General features: G+C 70.7%; 18 protein-coding genes. 8 read left to right on the forward strand and 10 right to left on the reverse strand.

The genetic code is table 11. From position 1 onward, the window contains the following. The first annotated feature begins 32 nt into the window (after window positions 1-32). Both AB0B66_RS09380 and AB0B66_RS09385 read left to right on the forward strand, forming a co-directional pair. Window positions 33-467: a hypothetical protein gene (locus AB0B66_RS09380; protein WP_360525488.1), complete on the forward strand. Its 435-nt coding sequence runs from the start codon at window positions 33-35 to the stop codon at window positions 465-467. A 41-nt stretch (window positions 468-508) separates the two neighbouring features. Further along, window positions 509-1,732, forward strand: coding sequence for an FAD-dependent monooxygenase (locus tag AB0B66_RS09385; protein ID WP_360525491.1), 1,224 nt, complete (start codon window positions 509-511; stop codon window positions 1,730-1,732). A gap of 16 nt (window positions 1,733-1,748) precedes the next feature. Here AB0B66_RS09385 and AB0B66_RS09390 read toward each other — a convergent pair whose 3' ends face one another. Then, window positions 1,749-2,384 (reverse strand): TetR/AcrR family transcriptional regulator, encoded by a 636-nt coding sequence (locus AB0B66_RS09390; RefSeq protein ID WP_360525494.1) that lies wholly within the window; start codon window positions 2,382-2,384, stop codon window positions 1,749-1,751. A gap of 58 nt (window positions 2,385-2,442) precedes the next feature. On the opposite strand from AB0B66_RS09390, the gene AB0B66_RS09395 reads away from it, so the two are divergent. The 4 genes from AB0B66_RS09395 to AB0B66_RS09410 are packed head-to-tail and all read left to right on the forward strand — an operon-like array spanning window position 2,443 to window position 6,010. Further along, entirely contained in the window at window positions 2,443-2,736 is a 294-nt protein-coding gene (locus AB0B66_RS09395; RefSeq protein ID WP_360525497.1) for a hypothetical protein, read from the forward strand. Further along, on the forward strand, window positions 2,736-3,596 hold the full coding sequence (locus AB0B66_RS09400; protein WP_360525499.1) for a methyltransferase domain-containing protein: 861 nt from the start codon (window positions 2,736-2,738) through the stop codon (window positions 3,594-3,596). Before AB0B66_RS09395 ends, AB0B66_RS09400 begins: the two co-directional genes overlap by 1 nt. A 56-nt stretch (window positions 3,597-3,652) precedes the next feature. After that, window positions 3,653-4,051, forward strand: coding sequence for a hypothetical protein (locus tag AB0B66_RS09405; protein WP_360525502.1), 399 nt, complete (start codon window positions 3,653-3,655; stop codon window positions 4,049-4,051). Window positions 4,052-4,102: 51 nt separating this feature from the next. Next, window positions 4,103-6,010, forward strand: a complete 1,908-nt coding sequence (locus AB0B66_RS09410; RefSeq protein WP_360525505.1) for a Xaa-Pro dipeptidyl-peptidase — start codon at window positions 4,103-4,105, stop codon at window positions 6,008-6,010. Window positions 6,011-6,062: 52 nt separating this feature from the next. Here the strand turns inward: AB0B66_RS09410 and AB0B66_RS09415 are convergent, their stop codons facing one another. Together AB0B66_RS09415 and AB0B66_RS09420 are read right to left on the reverse strand one after the other, a co-directional pair. Beyond that, window positions 6,063-6,455: a hypothetical protein gene (locus AB0B66_RS09415; protein ID WP_360525508.1), complete on the reverse strand. Its 393-nt coding sequence runs from the start codon at window positions 6,453-6,455 to the stop codon at window positions 6,063-6,065. Between the two features lie 26 nt (window positions 6,456-6,481). Beyond that, window positions 6,482-6,799 carry a hypothetical protein gene (locus AB0B66_RS09420; protein ID WP_360525511.1) on the reverse strand — a complete coding sequence of 106 codons (318 nt, stop codon included), beginning with the start codon at window positions 6,797-6,799 and terminating at the stop codon, window positions 6,482-6,484. A gap of 94 nt (window positions 6,800-6,893) precedes the next feature. On the opposite strand from AB0B66_RS09420, the gene AB0B66_RS09425 reads away from it, so the two are divergent. After that, window positions 6,894-8,162: a helix-turn-helix transcriptional regulator gene (locus tag AB0B66_RS09425; protein ID WP_360525514.1), complete on the forward strand. Its 1,269-nt coding sequence runs from the start codon at window positions 6,894-6,896 to the stop codon at window positions 8,160-8,162. Here AB0B66_RS09425 and AB0B66_RS09430 read toward each other — a convergent pair. The 4 genes from AB0B66_RS09430 to AB0B66_RS09445 all read right to left on the reverse strand — a co-directional run bounded on the left by AB0B66_RS09430 (window position 8,123) and on the right by AB0B66_RS09445 (window position 13,697). Continuing rightward, entirely contained in the window at window positions 8,123-9,886 is a 1,764-nt protein-coding gene (locus tag AB0B66_RS09430; RefSeq protein ID WP_360525517.1) for a prolyl oligopeptidase family serine peptidase, read from the reverse strand. The two genes, AB0B66_RS09425 and AB0B66_RS09430, sit on opposite strands and share 40 nt — an antisense overlap. Window positions 9,887-10,158: 272 nt before the next feature. Continuing rightward, a complete protein-coding gene (locus AB0B66_RS09435) occupies window positions 10,159-10,584 on the reverse strand; it encodes a DUF6228 family protein (RefSeq protein WP_360525520.1) in 426 nt (141 codons plus the stop codon). 50 nt (window positions 10,585-10,634) lie between these two features. After that, window positions 10,635-12,203, reverse strand: a complete 1,569-nt coding sequence (locus AB0B66_RS09440; protein ID WP_360525523.1) for a M4 family metallopeptidase — start codon at window positions 12,201-12,203, stop codon at window positions 10,635-10,637. A 114-nt stretch (window positions 12,204-12,317) separates the two neighbouring features. Further along, a complete protein-coding gene (locus AB0B66_RS09445; protein WP_360525526.1) occupies window positions 12,318-13,697 on the reverse strand; it encodes a hypothetical protein in 1,380 nt (459 codons plus the stop codon). 179 nt (window positions 13,698-13,876) lie between these two features. On the opposite strand from AB0B66_RS09445, the gene AB0B66_RS09450 reads away from it, so the two are divergent. Continuing rightward, window positions 13,877-14,803, forward strand: a complete 927-nt coding sequence (locus AB0B66_RS09450; protein ID WP_360526299.1) for a phosphatase PAP2 family protein — start codon at window positions 13,877-13,879, stop codon at window positions 14,801-14,803. Here AB0B66_RS09450 and AB0B66_RS09455 read toward each other — a convergent pair. Genes AB0B66_RS09455 through AB0B66_RS09465 form a run of 3 tightly spaced genes read right to left on the reverse strand, consistent with a single transcriptional unit; the run spans window position 14,772 to window position 18,030 of the window. Then, a complete protein-coding gene (locus AB0B66_RS09455; RefSeq protein WP_360525529.1) occupies window positions 14,772-15,221 on the reverse strand; it encodes a response regulator in 450 nt (149 codons plus the stop codon). The genes AB0B66_RS09450 and AB0B66_RS09455 overlap by 32 nt on opposite strands. Beyond that, the gene (locus tag AB0B66_RS09460) at window positions 15,218-16,837 is read right to left on the reverse strand and encodes a CHASE3 domain-containing protein (protein WP_360525532.1); all 1,620 of its coding nucleotides are present in this window, start codon (window positions 16,835-16,837) and stop codon (window positions 15,218-15,220) included. Before AB0B66_RS09460 ends, AB0B66_RS09455 begins: the two co-directional genes overlap by 4 nt. Beyond that, complete coding sequence (locus tag AB0B66_RS09465) at window positions 16,834-18,030, reverse strand: fused response regulator/phosphatase (protein WP_360525535.1); 1,197 nt, start codon at window positions 18,028-18,030, stop codon at window positions 16,834-16,836. Before AB0B66_RS09465 ends, AB0B66_RS09460 begins: the two co-directional genes overlap by 4 nt. Window positions 18,031-18,181: the final 151 nt, after the last annotated feature.

Genomic DNA, 18,181 nt, shown 5'->3' on the forward strand with positions numbered 1-18,181 from the left:
GTCCCTGCCCCGCCGGGCGGCAGGATGACCGCATGACATTTCACATCTCGGTGTACCGCATCGCCGACCGCGAGCTCTTGAAGGAGCGGCCGCCGACGGATATCGGGGCGCTGTACGCGTGGATGGCCGACCGTCCGGACCTGACGGTCTTCGACGAGTTCCTGGGCGCGAACTGGGCGATCGGCGACCACTGGTCCGATCATGCCGAGCGTCTCGGGTTGCCGATCCTGGCGTCGCTTTACGAGGTCGGGTTCACCCACGGTGTGCAGGTCGAGGGCGCGGGTCTGGACGCGCTGGAGAGCGAACTCGATCAGCTCGTCGCGGAGTGGCGACGCCTTTATCCACCGCCGGACGAGGATGGCGGGCAGGACCCGCAGCCGCTGACCCAGCTGCTGGAACGCGCCGATCACATGCGTACGGCGATCCGGATCGCCAGGCAGGTCGACGGCTTCATCGACATCGGCTGAGCCGGCCGTTCCCGGCCCACCCGGCCCTCGTTGCGCAGGATGTGGGCACAGCATGGACGGCCGGTCGCCGGGTCCTGATCTCGGGCGCGAGCATCGCGGGTCCCTCCCTCGCCCACTGGCTGCACGAGTACGGCATGACGGCGGTGGTGGTCGAGCGCCACGAGGGCATACGTCCCGGCGGGCAGACCGTCGACCTGCGCGGGGCAGGACGCACCGTCGCCCGGCGGATGGGCGTCGAGGATGCCGTCCGGGCCGCCTCCACCGGGGAGGACGGGGTCGCCTTCGTCGACGCGCGCGACCGCGTCCGGGCCGCGTTCGCCGCCGACGCGTTCGGCGGGGAGGGCTTCGTCGCCGAGCTGGAGATCCTGCGCGGCGAGCTGGCCCGGCTGCTGCACGAGCGCACCCGCGAGCACACCGAGTACGTCTTCGGCGACCGCATCACCGCCCTCGACGACCGCGACGACGAGGTCCGGGTCTCCTTCGCGCACCGTCCCGATCAGTCCTTCGACCTGGTCGTCGCGGCCGACGGCATCGGCTCCACGACGCGCGCGCTGGTGTTCGGCGACGAGGCGCGGGTGACCCCGCTCGGGCTCTACACGGCCTACCTCACCATCCCCCGCGCCGCGTCGGACGGCTCGTGGGCGCGCTGGCACAACGCACCCGGCGGCCGGGTCGTCGCACTGCGCCCGGACAACCTCGGCACGACCAGGGCGCTGATGTCGTTCCTGTGCCCGCCCCGCGGCTTCGAGCGGCTCGCGGTCGCCGAGCAGAAAGAGCTGCTGCGCCACGTCTTCACCGGCGTCGGCTGGGAGGCGTCGCGGGTGCTGGGCGAGCTGGACGCCGCCGAGGAGTTCTACTTCGAACTCGTGGGCCAGGTGCGCGCTCCGCGCTGGAGCAGCGGCCGGGTCGCCCTGCTCGGTGACGCCGGCTACTGCGCCTCGCCCATCAGCGGTATGGGCACCAGCCTGGCCCTGGTGGGGGCGTACGTGCTGGCGGGTGAGTTGGCCTCGCACGCCGGTCATCGGGCCGCGTTCCGATCCTACGAGCGGATCATGCGGCCGTACGTCACGCAGGCGCAGCACCTCCCGCCGTTCGTGCCGCGCATCGCCCATCCGCGCAGTCGGGCCGGGATCGCTGTCCTCAACACGCTGCTGGCCACGGCCGCGAAGCCCGCCTTGCAGCGCGTCGCCGGGCACGTGCTGTCCCCACCGCCCGAGAAGATCGACTTGCCGGACTACCCGCGCTTGCGCCGGTCACCGCGTTGACACGGCCCCATGCGGGTCACGCCAGCACGGCGGCGCTCACGGTGTCGACGTACCAGCGCTGGAAGCGTTCGGCGGACCAGCCGCGGGTGCGTACCAGCCAGTCGTAGTTGCGGGCGTCCATCGCCAGCCACAGCACGTCGGCGACGCTGCCGGCGTCGTGCTCGGGGCGCACCCCGCCGGTCGCGACGAGTTCGGCGGCGAACATGCCCATGCCACGCCGCCGCTCCTCGACGCTCTTGGACCAGATCGCGGCGGCGTCGGCGTCGGCGGTCGCCGCACCCGCCAGCGCGATCATCACCCCGGCGTTGCGCTCGTGCACCTCGGTGAGCTGCCGGGCGTAGCGGACAAGCTTCGCCCGCGGGTCGACCAGTGCCTGGATCTCGGCGACGAAGGCGCGGTCGGGCAGCGCCACCGGCTCGTCGTCGCCGGCCGTGGTGACGTCGACCAGATCGGACAGCAGCTGGCGTTTGCTGCCGAACACCGCGTAGACGGTCTGCACCGCGACGCCCGCCTCGGTGGCGACCGCGGTCAGCGGTGTGGCGGCGTATCCGGACTCGACGAACAGCCGCCCGGCCGCGTCCAGGATGGCGCGGCGGGTCTGGCGGGCCTGCTCCTGTCGCCGCTCCGACTCGTACCGCCTCTTGACAGCCACCGCCTCACTGTAGTGCTCTATTGGTTAGAGTGACACTCTAACCAAAGGATGTGATCGTATGCCGTTCGGTGTGCTCCAGGAGATGCCCGGCGTGAGCGAGGCCGAATACCGGCTGGTCGAGCAGCACCTCGGCCCGGACCGGCCGCCGGGCCTGCTGGCGCACGTCGCCGGGCCGACCGAGGACGGCTGGCGGATCATCAACGTGTGGCAGGACGAAGCGGCGTTCCGGCGATTCCAGTCCGAACGACTGGTGCGGGCCGCGGGCCTGGCCGCCCAGTCGGACGGCTTCGACGCCGGCAAGAGCGCCGGATTCCGGGCGATGACCGTCGACGGCGCGGAACTGCCGTTCTGATGGCCGACACCGCCGGGCTGCGTGCCCGCAACACCGCGTTCTGGACGCAGGCAGCGCCCGGCTGGATCCGGCACGCCGACCGCCAGGACGAACTCGGCAGCCCACTGGGCGCGGTCGCGATGGCCCGGCTGAGTCCGCGTCCCGGCGAGCGCGTCCTCGACGTCGGCTGCGGCTGCGGCGGCACCACTGCGGAATTGGCGGCGGCGGTCGGACCGACGGGCGCCGTGCTCGGCGTGGACCTGGCGGAGTCGATGGTGGAGGCAGCGGCCGCCCGGTTTCCCGCCGACCGCCACCCTGGTCTGCGGTTCACCGCCGCCGACGTGGAGACCACCGGTGACCTGCCGGGAGCGCCGTTCGACGCGGCGTACTCCAGGATGACGCTCATGCTGCTGGCCGACCCGGTCACCGGCTGCGCCAACGTCCGGCGCGCGCTGCGTGCCGGCGGACGGCTGGCCGCGACCGTATTCCGGGACGGCCCGGCCAACCCGTGGCTGACGCTCGCGGTGGTCGGTGCCGCGCCGCACGTGGCGGCACTGCCGCCGCTTCCCGTCGGCGACGAGCCCGGCCCGTTCGCGTTCGCCGACTCGGCCCGGGTGCGGCGGATCCTCGACACGGCGGGCTTCGACGGGATCACCATCGAACCGCACGACGTGGTCATGACCGCACCCGGCGACCCCGACACGACGGCCGAGTGGCTGATCGAGATCGGACCCGCCGGAGCCGCCTACCGGGCCGCCCCGACTCCGCATCAGGCGGCCGCCCGTGCTGCTACGGCCAGGCTGCTCGACCGGTTCCACGGACGCGGGACCGGCTACCGGCTCCCGGTCGGACTCTGGCTCATCACCGCGACGGCACCGTGACGCCTCCCGAGCCCACTTCTTCGAGCACGTCCCACTCCTCCAGAACGGTAGACCACATGAGAACCCGCAGCCGAAGCATTTCCCTGCTCGCGTCGACGATCCTCGGCCTGACCCTCGGCCTGACCGCCTGCGGCGACGAGGCGGACCCGGCACCACCGGCGGCGGCCGGCACCTCGGCCGCCGCGCCGCCGGACTCCTGCGGCGGGGCAGGCGACCGGGTGAAGGACCATCTGAACAGCGCCGAGGTCAGCTCGGTCGCCGTGAACGGCCAGTGCACCTCGGTAGTGATCACCACGACCCTGGGCGACGACGCCGCCACGGCGGCCCTCCGGTTCTGCGAGTCCGCCGCCGAGGTCGCCTACACCGGGGACGTGAACGCCGTCACCGTGCTGGCCGCCTCGGGCGCCGAGCTGGCCATCGGCATCTCCGGCGCGAAGTGCATGGCCTCGGCCTGAGATGCAGGAACGAGCATAGACAGTGATACATGGCAATGACACCATGTGTCGATGCGTCGCATACCCCTCCTGTGCGTGCTCGCCATGCTCGGCACCACCGCGCTGGCCGCACCCGCCTCGGCGGCACCTGTCACTCCGCTCAGCGACCCGGTCTACGACTACACCACCGCCATCCGCGAGACGGTGTACGTCGAGACGACCCTCGACAACGACGGCAACGGCACCCCCGACAAGGTCGTCGCGGACATCATCCGGCCCCGCGAGGCCGCCACCGCCGGGGTGAAGGTGCCCGTCATCATGGACGCCTCGCCCTACTACCAGTGCTGCGGGCGCGGCAACGAGTCCGAGAAGAAGGTGTACGCCGCCGACGGCACCGTGTCGAAGTTCCCGCTGTACTACGACAACTTCTTCGTGCCGCGCGGCTTCGCGTTCATCGCCGCCGACCTGGCCGGCACCAGCCGCTCCACCGGTTGCGAGGACGTCGGCGGCACCGAGGAGGTGCAGGGCGCGAAAGCGGTGATCGACTGGCTCAACGGCCGCGCCGTCGGGCGTACCGCGAGCGGCGCCGTGGTCAACGCGACGACCTGGACCACCGGCAAGGTCGGCATGATCGGCAAGTCGTGGGACGGCACCGTCGCCAACGCGGTCGCCGCCACGGGCGTGCAGGGCCTGGAGACCATCGTGCCGATCGGCGCGATCTCCAGCTGGTACGACTACAACCGGGCTAACGGCATGGTCAACCCGAAGGTCAGCTCGGTGCCGAGCCTGCACAACACGGTCAACGGCCGCCCGTCGGGCACCTGCACCGCCGTGTCCAGCGCCCTGAGCAGCGGAGCCGTCAGCAACGGCAACTACAACTCGTTCTGGGCCGCCCGCAACTACGTCACCTCCGCGGCCTCGGTGCACGCCAGCGTCTTCGTCGTGCACGGCATGAACGACCTCAACGTGCAGGGCGTGCACTTCGGACAGTGGTGGGACGCGCTCGCCGCCAACAACGTGCCGCGCAAGATCTGGCTGTCCCAGGAGGGCCACGTCGACCCGTTCGACTTCCGCCGCGCCGCCTGGGTCGACACGCTGCACCGCTGGTTCGACTACTGGCTCAAGGGCATCGACAACGGCATCATGAGCGAGCCGATGGCCGACGTGGAACGGGCCGCCGACGTGTGGCAGACCAGCACCGTATGGCCGCCGTCGGGCACCACCACGACCAACTACGTGCTGCAGGGCACCGGCAACCCGGGCGTGCTCACCACGTCCGGCGCGGGCTCGGGCAGCCTGTCGCTGACCGACGCGCCGACGCTCAGCGAAGCCAACGCGGTCAGCTCGCCGACGACCGCACGCACCGGCCGCAAGGTCTACCAGACCCCCGTGCTGACCTCTGACCTGCGCATCTCCGGCACTCCGACGATCACGCTGCGGGTCCGCTCCAGCAAGGCGACCACCACCCTGACCGCGAAACTCGTCACGTACGGCACCGCCACCCGGGTCAACTACCGCGCCTCCGGCGAGGGCATCAGCACCCTGAGCACCGAGTCCTGTTGGGGCTCCTCGTCCAGCACCGACGACGCCTGCTACAAGAACACGGCGAAGGTCGTGTCGAGCGCGGCATACCAGGTGCTGTCCCGCGGCTGGATGGACGGCCAGCACCGTGACTCGCTGACCAGCACCACCGCCATGAACACCAGCACCTACTACACGATCACCTGGAAACTGCGCCCGATCGACCAGGTCATCCCCGCCGGCCACCGCCTCGGTCTGGTCCTGACCCTCACCGACCCCGAGTTCGTCACGGCCCACTCCACCGGCGCCACGGCCACCATCGACCTCACCGGCACCGTCCTCAAACTCCCCATCGCCCCCGCAGGCGCCTTCACCGCCCAGTCCCTCACGCCCCAGCCCGCCGCCCCCGTCATCGTCGACGGCACCTGGAGCCCGACCACCGGCACCCGCTTCCAGTAAGGACAAAGGAAGGGCACCTTCACAACGCTCCGCGTTGTAGAAGGTGCCCTTCCTAACTCGGGATCCGGGCTGACCAGCGCAGGCCCAGCTCACCGGTCGTGCCCACCTGGAGATTGCCGCAGACCACGAAACCGTCGTGCGTTCCGTCGGACACCGACAGGTACACGAACCCGGCCCGATGCCGTTCCGGCACCTCCGGGAAACCCTCGACCTCGGTGAGGTCGCCCACGGCGGCGATGAGCAGCGGCCGGTAGTGAAACCGGGTGTTCATGGCGATCACACCCACGAACATCACGTCGACCGCCTCCTCGAACTCGGCGGATTCATGGCCAGGGTCTGCCCGGCCATGGCTGCGCAGCACGAGTGTCCGGTGAGACGCCGCGTACATCCACGGCTGGAATGTGCGTTCGAACCGCAGCGGCAGATCCGCGTTCAGTTGCCGCACGTGTCTCTCCTTATCCAAGGCGCGGTTCAGCTGCGAATGCTGAACAGCTGGCCTGGCCAAAACTTGTGCTCCTCACCTGTGAGCGGACCTGCGTCGAGCCGAACGATCGGCAGTCCGTGGTCGGCGTCGACACCGATCACCGTGCCGAACACCTGCGGCCCGAAGTCGGTACGGACCCTACTCCCGATCACTACGCGGCTTCCATCCGCGACGAACCACTGCGGCCCGAACGTAGGCGCGGCCACTGCTCGGCCACCTTCCGTCAACGACTGTCGGTCATCCATGCCTCGATCAGATGGCAACACCGTCAGGACCACCAGCAAGCACATGCGGACCACCGGCATGTCCTCATCACACGACGGCGAGGCGTTGCCCCTGCTTCCCTCACACACCGAGACTTCTATCGCAGGTCGTTCCCGGATGGATCGGAGGCACGAGGTGGGTCAGCCGCCCAGGGATCTCGACCCGACGCTTTCGCTCCTGCACTTCTTCGGGGCCGAGGTACGCCGCAGGCGCTGCCTGCTCGGGCTCTCCCAGGCCGCGCTGGGCAGGATGCTGTTCCAGCACAGGGATCTCGTTCGCAAGATCGAAGCGGCGGAACGCACACCGACGAAGGAGTTCGTCGAGCGTTGCGACGAGGTGCTGGACGCTCAAGGCGCGTTGCTCGGCATGTGGCCGCTGCTGGAACGCGAACGTTGCCTCCGTTCGGCGAACGACGCGATGGTGTACCGGTCTGAGGCAGCCGACCGCAGCGTGCTGGACTGGTTGCTTTTCGAGCCCGGCTACCTGCGGCCGGTGGCGGCAACCAGTGGATCTGCTGTGCCGGGCGTTCATACACTTCAACGACTCCGCCAGCGCGACCACGCGGAAGGAGGCGGTGCGACCTACTCCGACGTGCTCAAGCTGCTCGACACCGACGACACCGACATGGTCGGAGGTGCCCTCGAACTGGCCGGTTACCAAGCGGTCGACCTCGGTGCCGACGGGGTCGCACAGCGGCACTATCTCCGAGCCCTGGCCCTTGCCATGACTTCCGGCCAACAGCTCTACGGCGGTTACCTCATCGCGGTCAGCCTCGGCCATCTGGCCCTGCATTGCGGCGATGCACGGCAGGCGGCCAGATTGGCAACCGCCGCGCTGCGCGGCTCCGCATCCCAAGCCGGCCCAGGTGTCACTGCTGCCTTCCGGCTCGTGCTGGCCCGCGCACACGCCCGTCGCGGCGACAAGGCCGCCTGCTGCGCCGCGCTCCAACAGGCCGATGCGGACCTGGCACGGCGCGATCCGGCCGACGAACCGGCCTGGATCCGCTACTTCGGCGAAGCCGAGGTCGCCGACGAGAAGGCGCACTGCTTCTTCGACCTCGGATGGTACGAACCGGCCCAGCGTGAAGCCGCGCGGGCCGTCGCCCTGCTGAACCCGAGCCGTGTGCGGCGCCTCGGCATCGACACCGCGCTGCTCGCGTCGGCACTGGCCCGCGCGGGCGACATCGACCAGGCATGTGTGCAGGCACGGCACGCCATCGACCTGGCTGTCAGGACAACGTCCTTCCGGGCGGCACACCGGGTCGCGATGATGCTGGCCGAACTGCACCGACACCGAAACCTGCCCGCCGTACACGAGCTCGCTGAGTATGCGTTCTCCCGCTCCGCGGAGCTGAACCCGGCCGCCTACGCGACGGTCCATCGGCCGTCGAGCACGGCGCGGTAAGCGCCCAACTCCGCCTCCAGCGCCGAGACCAACGCCGCCGAACTCGACAGGGAGTGCCCGACCCCGGAAAGGCTGATCAGGCCGGCCAGCCGATGGTGCCGGCGGAGGCTGTGCGCCAGTGCCAGCACATCGCCGATCGGCGCGACCTCGTCCCGTTCGCCGTGGATGAGCAGGGCCGGAGCCTTGAATTCGTGGGCCCGCACAGCCGACCTGGCGTGGGCCAGGCGGGCGGCGTGGGCACGCTGGAAACGTGGCGCTGTCGTTGTCCAGCGCACCGGGTCGATGATCGCGGAGCGGGCCACCGCCAGCGCAAAGGGGCCGTCCTCGCAAACCGCGCGCAATGCCGTGTAGCCGCCCGCGCTGGCTCCGGAGATGAAGACCGCGCCCGGCGCGGCCCGGCCGGTGGCCAGCAGATGCCATGCCACGTTGCGGCAGTCCTCGACGTCCCTGATCCCCCACTGTCCGTCGAGCGCCTGACGAAACGGTCGCCCGTATCCGGTGCTGCCTCGGTAGTCGACGTCCGCGACAGCGAAGCCCCGGCTGGTGAAGTACTGGATCTGCCAGTCAAGACGCAGATCGCTGTGGTGGGTAGGCCCGGCATGCGGCCGGACGATCGTCGGGGCGGGTCCGGAGGCATGCCCGGCGGGCGGGTAGAACAACACCGTCACCTCGCCGCCTGCCGAGGAAACCCGCATCACCTCGGGGAGGGCAAGGTCCGCGGACCGGTCCACCGCCTCTGGACAGCGCAGCACCTCGACTTCTCCCGAGCCGCCGACCGCAGCCAACGCCACCTCGGGTGCACGATTCGGCGAGCTGCCGATTATTGCCACCCGGTCACCGACCACGGCCAGGTAGGGCTTCAACGAGGTGTAGGGAAGCTCGACGGTTCGCAAGGGCCGACCGGGTTCGGCCACGGCCAAGCGGCATGACGGGCCCTGTTGGAGCGTCATCGCGACTCGTTCGCCCGGCAAGAAGGCGTAGTTGGCGTAACCCAGCTCCCACGGCGCGGCCGCGCACTCGGCCTGCACCGGCGCGACGGCCTCCACCCTCCCTGCGCGGTGGCGGTAGAGATTCCACCAACCGGTCCGGTCGGACATGAAGTACGGGTACCCGTCCGGGCCCCACCGCGGCTGGACGGCCGACTCGCCCGGACCGCCGGCCACCTGACGTGCATCCCCTATCCGTCGGCCGTCGAAGTCCGCGACCCACACCTCGCAGGAGTCCCACGGCATGGCGTCGGAGCCCCATTGCGACCAGGTGAGCCGTCCAGCGGTCAAGGCCGGAGAAGCGAGAAAGGGGGCTCGTCTGAGCACCTGCTCCTGGCCGGTCTCCGGGCTGATCGCGAGCAGTTGGTCACCCGACCCGGTCTCCCGCACACAGAGCAGAAGGCCGTCGCCGAAGGCCAGATCACCGTGCGCATGGGGTGAGTCCGTACAGGCGGCACCATCCTCTGCCCTTCGGATCTGACCATCGGACGCGCCAACGACCCAGGTGCCCAGAGCGGAGGAGACGATCGCACCGCCACCGTACGCGTGCACGCTGTTGCCGATGGGCAGTCCACCGAGGGTCACCCCGCGCTCCGCTGTCCACGTGGCCATGACCTGGTCGTCTCTGCCAGGCAGCGACTCCAGCCAATGCAGCCGGTCACCCCAGGCCGACAGTCCGTCGTACGACGTCGACCGACGCGCCACCTGCGCGGCGGGAAGGCCTGTCTCATCGCTCACCGGGCCATCCGATCACATGCCGGGGCCGCGTACGGCATGTCACGCCGGGCCACCGGATGCGGACGGTCATCACGTCCGCCCTGGTCGCCTGGATATCCGGGCCCCGGTCGACGTCAATGAACGGGTGGCCTCGCCGGCGTACTGCAGTCAGTGCTGCGACGACGAGCGCCGGGCGGGCCCACAAAACCATCTCCCAGCGGCTTGCGGGCCCGCCCTCCACTCTTGTCCTGAAGCATGATCAAGCCGACCCCAGCCTGGGAACGTTGGCCACGCTAGAGGGCCAGGTGCGATCGCAGATCCTGGGCGAGCCGGTCGAGCTGCTCTCCTGCCTCCACCACGAGCACGATCCGCGCGTGCCAGCCCTCGTCACGTCTCGGTCGCAGCGTGACGCCCAGGGTGACGTGGCCCCGGCCGTCGTGGACGGCGTCGAGGCGCAGTTCGTCGTTCAGCGACCGCCAGCTGCGCGGGCCGTTCCACCCTTGCCAGGCATCAGCCAACCCCTGCACGTACTCGACCAGGTCCCACTCCCCGCCGTCCGGCGGGACGGCCAGCGTGACCTCGGCCTCGGCACGCATCCCGCCATCGTGGATCTCGACGTGCACCCGCGCCACGTACCCGTCCTCCCACGGATCGACCGGGGCTCGCAGGGTCCACTGCGCGGGGCTCGGCGGAAAGCGCAGCACGATCGACTCGGACATGGGCACAGGTTAGCCCGCCGCGCCACGATGGCCGGACGGGCGCTGATCGGTCAGGGGCCGCCGCAGACGGTGACCCCGGTGACGTTGACCGCCTTCCAGGCCGCCTGCACGGTCTTGTGCTCGATCGAGCAGCTGCCGTAGAGGTCGGCCGCCGCCGCCTGGGTGTACGCCCGCATGTTCGTGTACGTCGTGGTGGACACCGCGTACACGTTCAGCGCCCGGTACCAGATCTTCTCGGCCTTGGCGCGACCGATGCCGACGACGTCGGCGACGTCGCCGCAGAGCGGGCTGTAGCCGTACGCGGTCGCGCCGGTGCCCTCGGCGAGGTTGAAGAAGAAGTGTTTGCCGACACCTGCCGACACGTGCGGTGGGGCCCCGGGGGTGCCCGGACCGAAGCAGCTGTGCGACGAGCCGTCCAGCGACGGGTCGAACAGGTTGCCGAACGGCTCACCGGTGCCGAGGATGTCGGCCTCCTCGCCGATCAGGTAGTCGCCGGGGTCGCCGGGCGCGGCGGCGTAGAACTCGACCATCGCGCCCCAGATGTCGCTGCTGGCCTCGTCGATGCCGCCGGACTCGCCGCTGTAGACGAGGCCGACCAGGGCGTCGGTGTAGCCGTGGCCGAGTTCGTGGGCGAGGATGTCGATCGAGGTCAGCGGGTGGATGTTGCCGGCGCCGTCGCCGAAGGTGAGCTGCCCGCCGTCGTAGAAGGCGTTCACGTAGTTGTTGCCGTAGTGCACCCGCGACGTGATCCCCGCACCGGTTCCGGTGCGCCCGGAGCGGTTGTGTACGAACCTGAAGTAGTCGTAGGTCTTGGCCGAGGCGAAGTGGGCGTCGGCAGCGGCGCTGGCCCGGTCGGTGGTGGCGTAGTTGCCCCACAGGTTGTCGGCGTCGACGAAGAGCACGCACGGCCCGATGGTGGTGTTGCGCATGTCGCAGGTGCGGTTGCCGCCGTGCGACGGGTCGATCATCTGGTACGCGGTGCCCGACAGCGTGGTGTCGATGCGCACCGGTCCGGCGTAGATCGCCCGTCCGGTGCCGAGCACGGTCTTGACCTCGTCGTCGGTGGCGTAGACGGCCCCGGTCGCGGCGTCGGCCAGCACGTGCAGTCGCGACGGCGTCTGCCCGTCGGGGGCCCAGCCGCGTACCACGGTCTCCCAGGCCAGGCGGCCGCCTGCGGCGGCGTCGACGACCAGCTGCGGCGTGCCGACGCTGGTGACGCTGCCGCTGAACGCGGCCTTGGCGGACCGGGCGGCGTCGGCGGCGCTCACCTGCGGCGTGAGCGCGGACGGCACGGCGACCCCGAGGCCCTCGGTGCCGGTGGCTCGATTGGCACGGTCGAGGTGCACGACGACGTCGCCGCCGCGCACGGGTAGCCCCCGCAGGGTGCGCCGCAGGCGTAGATGCGTGCGCCCGTCCGGGTCGGTGACGGTGCGGGTGACGCTGTACGCCCCGCCGTCCGGCGACGAGCCGTCGGGCCGTGCGCCGAGTGCGGCCAGTGCGGCCGTGGTGGAGTCGGCGGCGCGGACGGGGTCGTCGGCCGCGCCCGCCGGACTCGTGACCGTCGCGGCCGTGGCGACCGCCAAGACTGCGACGAAGGTCGTGGTGAGGGTGCGTCTCATGGAATTCCTCCCCAGAAGACATGGCAGTGCCGGTGATGCACTGATGCCCTTGTATATACGAGGTGTTCCGATGAGGACAGATAGATGTAAGGCAATTGATTGCGCGGACCGCCGCTACCGCCGTACCCGTTCCCGGATGGCGAGCAGGCCGAGTGCGAGCAGCAGCGGTGCGATCAGGCGCAGCACCAGCTCGATCCAGTCACCGGTCGGCGTGAGCGCCACGTCCGAGCCGCGCAACAGCGTGGACGCGGCGCGCAGGGTGTAGCGCAGCGAGTCGGCGTACCCGGTGGGGGTCTGGAAGCCCCAGCGGGCCAGGGCGGCGCTCGCGGCGGCGACGACCACGCCCAGGGTCACGAAGGCCCGCCAAGCCCGCTGGCCGTATCCGGACAGCAGCCAGTACAGGCACAGCAGCAGCCACTCGCCGAGGGTGCTCACCGCCGCCCGCCAGTCCCGGGCGTTCAGCCCGGCGCGCACGGCCCGGCGCAGGCCGATGCGGCGCATCTCCATCTCGCCGTAGTAGAAGTCGGACGCGGCCCGCTGGTCCTTGCGGTCCTGCATCATGCTGCGCAGCGCGTGGTAGTCGGCCTGCACGCTGTCCACCGAGGGTGCTTCGCGGCTGTCGTCGCCGGGCAGCGCCCACCGGGCGTGGCCGCGTACGCGGTGCTCGTCGGCGAGGGTGACGCGGTGGGTGACCCACAGGTCGCGGGGCGAGGTGCGCCAGCTGTGCCAGTCGTCGACGGTCAGCTTGTCCAGGTGGTGCGCGCCGGCGAAGGAGCACTCGGACAGGTCCACGTACGACAGCCTCAGCTGGCTCAGGTCGGTGCCGAGCGTGCGACCGAGCACCGGCCGGTCCTGCATCCGCCAGGCCTCGACGGTCGAGGCTGCGGCGGCGATCGCGGACGGCCCGCCGAGGTCGACTTCGAGCAGGTCGAGGCGGGTCGGACCGGCGCAGGTGAGGCGTACGCCGCGGTGGAAGCCGGCCCGGTGCAGGTTGGCGCGGTCCACGTCGCCGAGTTCGATCAGGGCCCGGTGCTGGAACGTGGTGCGGCGCAGGTCGAGATGGGGGGTGCGCAGGCCGCTGACCTCGACGGAGCCGGCGAGCGTGGCGCGGGCCAGCGACACCGTGCCGGCGCAGGTGACGTCGGTGATCTCCACGTCGCGCTCGAAGCTCGCGTCCCGCATCCGCAGCAGGCCGCCGATGGCGAGCCCGGCGAACGCGACGTAGCCCTGCATCCCGGCGTCGTCGAAGATCGCGACTCCGCCGACCTCGACGTTCCTGATCCGCAGCGGTCCCCGGAACGTGGTGCCGGCGCACCTCAGGTCGCCGGCGATGGCCAGGTCGGCGAGCAGGACGTCGTCGAGTCGCAGGCCACTGAGGTCGAGGTCGGCGAGCACGCGGCGGCCCTGCTCGTCGGTGGGGCGGCTTTCGAGGTGGTGCGCCAGGCACCGGTCGTCGACGACGGCCTCGTTCGAGCACTGTACGCAGTTCGCCACGGGCGCGACCCTAGCCCATGCCCGCGAACGATCCGCAGGCTGTCTGTCCATTGCGGATCCCGTGAAACAGTCGGAGATTTCCGCCCGATCTACCGTTAACAGCCCTCTCGCCCGTTTATTCGGCTAATATTGCGTCGTTTGTTGCGTCGTTATTCGGGTACCGTCGAACCGTGGCCACCATGTACGACGCGGCCCGCTCCGCCGCTCGTGAACGCCGGGCGCAGGCCCGCGCGTACCGCCCGGTCGATGTGATCGTGCTGGTGTACCTGGCCGTGGTGGCGGTGCTCGTCACCGCCGGACACGACCAGGTCGAGCGCTGGTGGGCCTACCTGCTCGCCTACGCCGCGATGGCGTCAGCCGTGCTCGCGCTGATCACCGCGCAAGCGCGGCGACCGGATGTCGCGGCGCTGGCCGTGTTGCGGACGGCGTACCCGATCGTCCTCGCGCCGCTGGCGTACACGCTGGTGGGGCCGACCGTGCTGGTCGTGCGCGGCGGTTACCGCGACGCCGGGATGAACGCCTTCGACGCCGCGCTGTGGGGCGGGCAGCTCTCGCGGTGGCTGGACGGCCTCGTCTCGCGCCCGCTCACCGAGCTGATGTACGCCGCCTACATGAGTTACTACCTGTACATCGTCGTGCCGCCGCTGCTGCTGATCCTGCGGCGGCGGCAGGCCGCGCTGGAACGGCTCGTGACCACGGTCGCCGCCGCGGTGTACACCTGCTACCTCGGCTTCCTGATACTGCCGGTGCTGGGACCGCGTCACTCGCCGGCCGGGCAGCTCCATCCGCCTGAGCTCACCGGCTACGTCCTGGCACCGGCACAGCAGTGGCTGATGGCGCACGCCGACCCGGTCGGCACCTGCTTCCCGTCGGCGCACGTCGCCGGGGCGTGGGCGGTCGTGCTGGCGGCCCGCCGGATCTGGGGGCGGACGGTGTTCCGCCGCCTGCTGCTGCCGACGATCCTGCTCACGGTGTCGGTGGTGTACACGCGCTACCACTACACGGCCGACGCCGCCGCCGGGCTGGCGGTGGCGCTGGCCGCGGACGCCCTGGTGAGCAGGACCGGGCGGCGCGTCAGCGGCGGCTCGGCAGGCGCACCACGCTGACGAAGAAGTCGTCGATCTGCTTGACGACCGAGATGAAGCGCTCGAAGTCGACGGGCTTGGCGACGTACGCGTTGGCGTGCAGCTGGTAGCTGCGCAGCACGTCCTCCTCGGCCTGCGAGGTGGTCAGCACCACGACCGGGACGCGGCACAGGTCCGGGTCGTTCTTGATCTCGCGGAGCACCTCGCGGCCGTCGCGGCGCGGCAGGTTCAGGTCCAGCAGGATCAGGTCGGGGGTGTTGGCCTCGGCGAACTCCCCCTCCTTGCGCAGGTAGGCCAGCGCCTCCACGCCGTCGCTGACGACGTGCAGGGTGTTGCGCATCTTGTACTCCTCGAACGCCTCCCGCGTCATGAGCACGTCGCCCGGGTCGTCCTCGACCAGCAGCACCTCGATGGGCCGGCCACCCTTGTCGTCCATCATGCGGTCAGCTCCTTGTGCTGGGTCGGCACGGCGGGCAGGGTCGCCGCGCCGGAGTTCTCACTGATCGGCAGCGAAAACGTGATGGCCGCACCGTCGGTCCGGGTGTCGTCCACCCAGATGCGGCCGTCGTGATACTCCACGATCTTCTTGGCGATCGCCAATCCCATGCCGGTGCCCGGGTAGGCGTCCTTGGCGTGCAGCCGCTGGAAGATGATGAAGATCTTCTCGGCGAACTCGGCCTCGATGCCGATGCCGTTGTCGCTGACCGTGATGTCCCAGGAGTCGTCCGTACGCACGGCGCTGACCTCGATGCGCACGGGCACGTCGGTACGGCGGAACTTGAGCGAGTTGCCGACGAGGTTCGCCACCAGCGTCTCCAGCAGCGCTTCCTCGCCCGCCACCGTCGGCAGGTCGTGCCAGGTCAGGGCGTCCGCACCGTACTTCTCCTCGACGTTGAGCTGCTCGGCGACGTCACGCAGCACGGAGTCGAGCGAGACCTGCTGGAAGCCGCTGGTGTTGCGGCCGATCCGGGAGAAGGCCAGCAGGTCGTTGATCAGCCGCTGCATCCGCTGCGCGCCATCGACCGCGAACAGGATGTACTGGTCGGCGCGCTCGTCGAGCTGCCCGGCGTAGCGGCGCTGCAGCAGTTGGCAGAAGCTGGCCACCTTGCGCAGCGGCTCCTGCAGGTCGTGCGAGGCGACGTAGGCGAACTGCTCCAGATCCCGGTTCGAGCGCGTCAGCTCGGACGCCTGCAGCTGCAGCTGCTGGTTGATGACCTCGACGGCCTGCCGGGCCTCGCGGACCTCGCTCAGGTCGGCGGCGATCTGGCGGCGCATCGCGTCGATGTCGCGGCCCAACCGTTCCAGTTCCGGCGATCCGGTGCCCGTGATCTCCGTCTCGTACGCACCACTCGCGACGTGGCGGACCTGCTCGGCGAGGCTCGTCACGGGGCGGCTGATCATGCGGTTGATGAGCATGACCAGGCTGGCGCCCATCACCAGCACCACCAGGCCGGCCGCGATGAGCAGCACGACGAGGTTCTCGCTGCCCGACTGCACGCTCGCCACGGCGGCGTTGCGCAGCGTGACGATCTCTTGCTGCAGCGTGGCGAGCTGCTCGCGTGCCCGGTCGAACCGCTCGCGGCCGCCGGACTGGTTGAGCAGCTGCTGCCCGGCCTGTGGGCCCTGGTCACGGGTCGCGGTGATGCCCGGCTCGGCGACGGTGGACCGCCAGGTGGTCGCCGCCGCACGGGCGCGCTCCAGCTGCGCGCGGACCCCCGGCTCGTCGGCCAGCAGCGGGATCATCGTCTCGTACAGCCGCTCCTCGGCCTCGCGGCCGGTGCGGTACGGGCCGAGATCGGCCGGGTCGCCGCTCAACGCGTACCCGCGCACGCCGGTCTCCTGGTCGACCAGGGCCGCGCCCAACTGCTCGCCGGACAGCCGCAGCACGCCGGTCTTGTTGAGCACCACGTCGAGCTGGTCCAGGTTCGCCGTGGCCAGCAGCGCGGCGCTGACCGCGAGCACGGCCAGCAGCGCGGCGGTCGTGGTGGCCAGCGCCGTCACCCGGGCGCGCAGCGACCAGGTCCGCGGGTGGGTGAACGTCATACCCTTGATCAAGAGTTCGGTTCCTTACTCAGCAGGACGATCGCGACGTCGTCGGCCAGCGGACCGCCGTTGAGCGTCTCGGCCGACTCGACCAGACTCGCCGGCAGCCGTTCCATGGTGTCACCGCGGCCGAGCCTGGTGGCGCACAGCCCGACCAGGCCCTCGTCACCGAGCCGGTCGGGGCTGTCGCCCAGCCGCCCCTCGACCAGCCCGTCGGTGTAGAGCAGCAGCGACCAGTCCTCGGGCAGCTCGACGTCGGCCCGCTCGCGGGGCGCGTCACCCACGCCGAGCAGCAGCCCGTACGGCACCTCGACCGGAACGGCCCGGCCGCCGGACAGCAGCAGCGGCGGCGGATGCCCGGCCAGCCAGCACGACGCCCGCGCGGCGGCCAGGTCGATGCGCAGCACCGCCATCGTCGCGAAGGTGCTCGGATGGCTGCGCTCGCTGCAGAGCACCTGCTCCATCGCGGTCAGCGTCTGCTCGGGGGCCACCCCGGCCAGGGTCAGCGCCCGCCAGGCCACCCGCAGCTCGACGCCAAGCGCCGCGCCGTCGACGTCGTGGCCGCTGACATCGCCGATCATCACGTGCACCAGCTCCGGGCTGGTCTGCACCACGTCGAAGAAGTCCCCGCCGAGCAGCGCCTCGTAGCGGCCGGGCCGGTAGAAGGTGTGCACCGCCAGCCGGTCCGTGGTCATCAGCGGCTGGGGCAGCAGGCCGCGTTCCAGCCGGGCCGACTCGGCCTGGCGCAGCTCGACCTCACGCAGCCGACGCGCGTTCTCCTCGGCGTACTTGCGCTCGACGGCGTACTGCACCGAGCGCTCCAGCAGGGCCCCGTCGACCTGGCCTTTGACCAGGTAGTCCTGCGCGCCCTCGGCGACCGCGGTGATGCCGATGTGGGCGTCCTGCTGGCCGGTGAGCACGCAGACCGCGGTGCCGGGCGCGGCGGCCAGCACCCGGCGCAGTCCGTCGATGCCCTGCGCGTCCGGTAGGCCCAGGTCCAACAGGATGCAGTCGACCTCACCCATCTGGTCCCGGGCGTCACGCAGCGTGCGCGCGACGGTGAGCTGGATCGCCGCGTCCTGCTCGCGCAGCAGCTCCTCGACCAGGAATGCGTCGCCTTCGTCGTCCTCGACCAGCAGCACCCGCAACCGGGTCAGCCGAGCCGGGCCTCGCGGCTGGGTCGGCACCGATGCAGCGGCGAACATGGATTCCCTATCGTCACGGCCGCAGGTCGGCGCTGAATACGGTTTCCTCCACCGCACTGCAGATCATGCCTGCGCCGAGCCGCTCCGCACAACTCAGGGCAGCGGGCCCTTGCCGAAGCGTTATGCCACCCCCAGCGGGTGTTCAGCCAGG

Origin of the sequence: Catellatospora sp. NPDC049111, assembly GCF_040648615.1 — a bacterium.
Lineage (GTDB): Bacteria > Actinomycetota > Actinomycetes > Mycobacteriales > Micromonosporaceae > Catellatospora > Catellatospora aurea.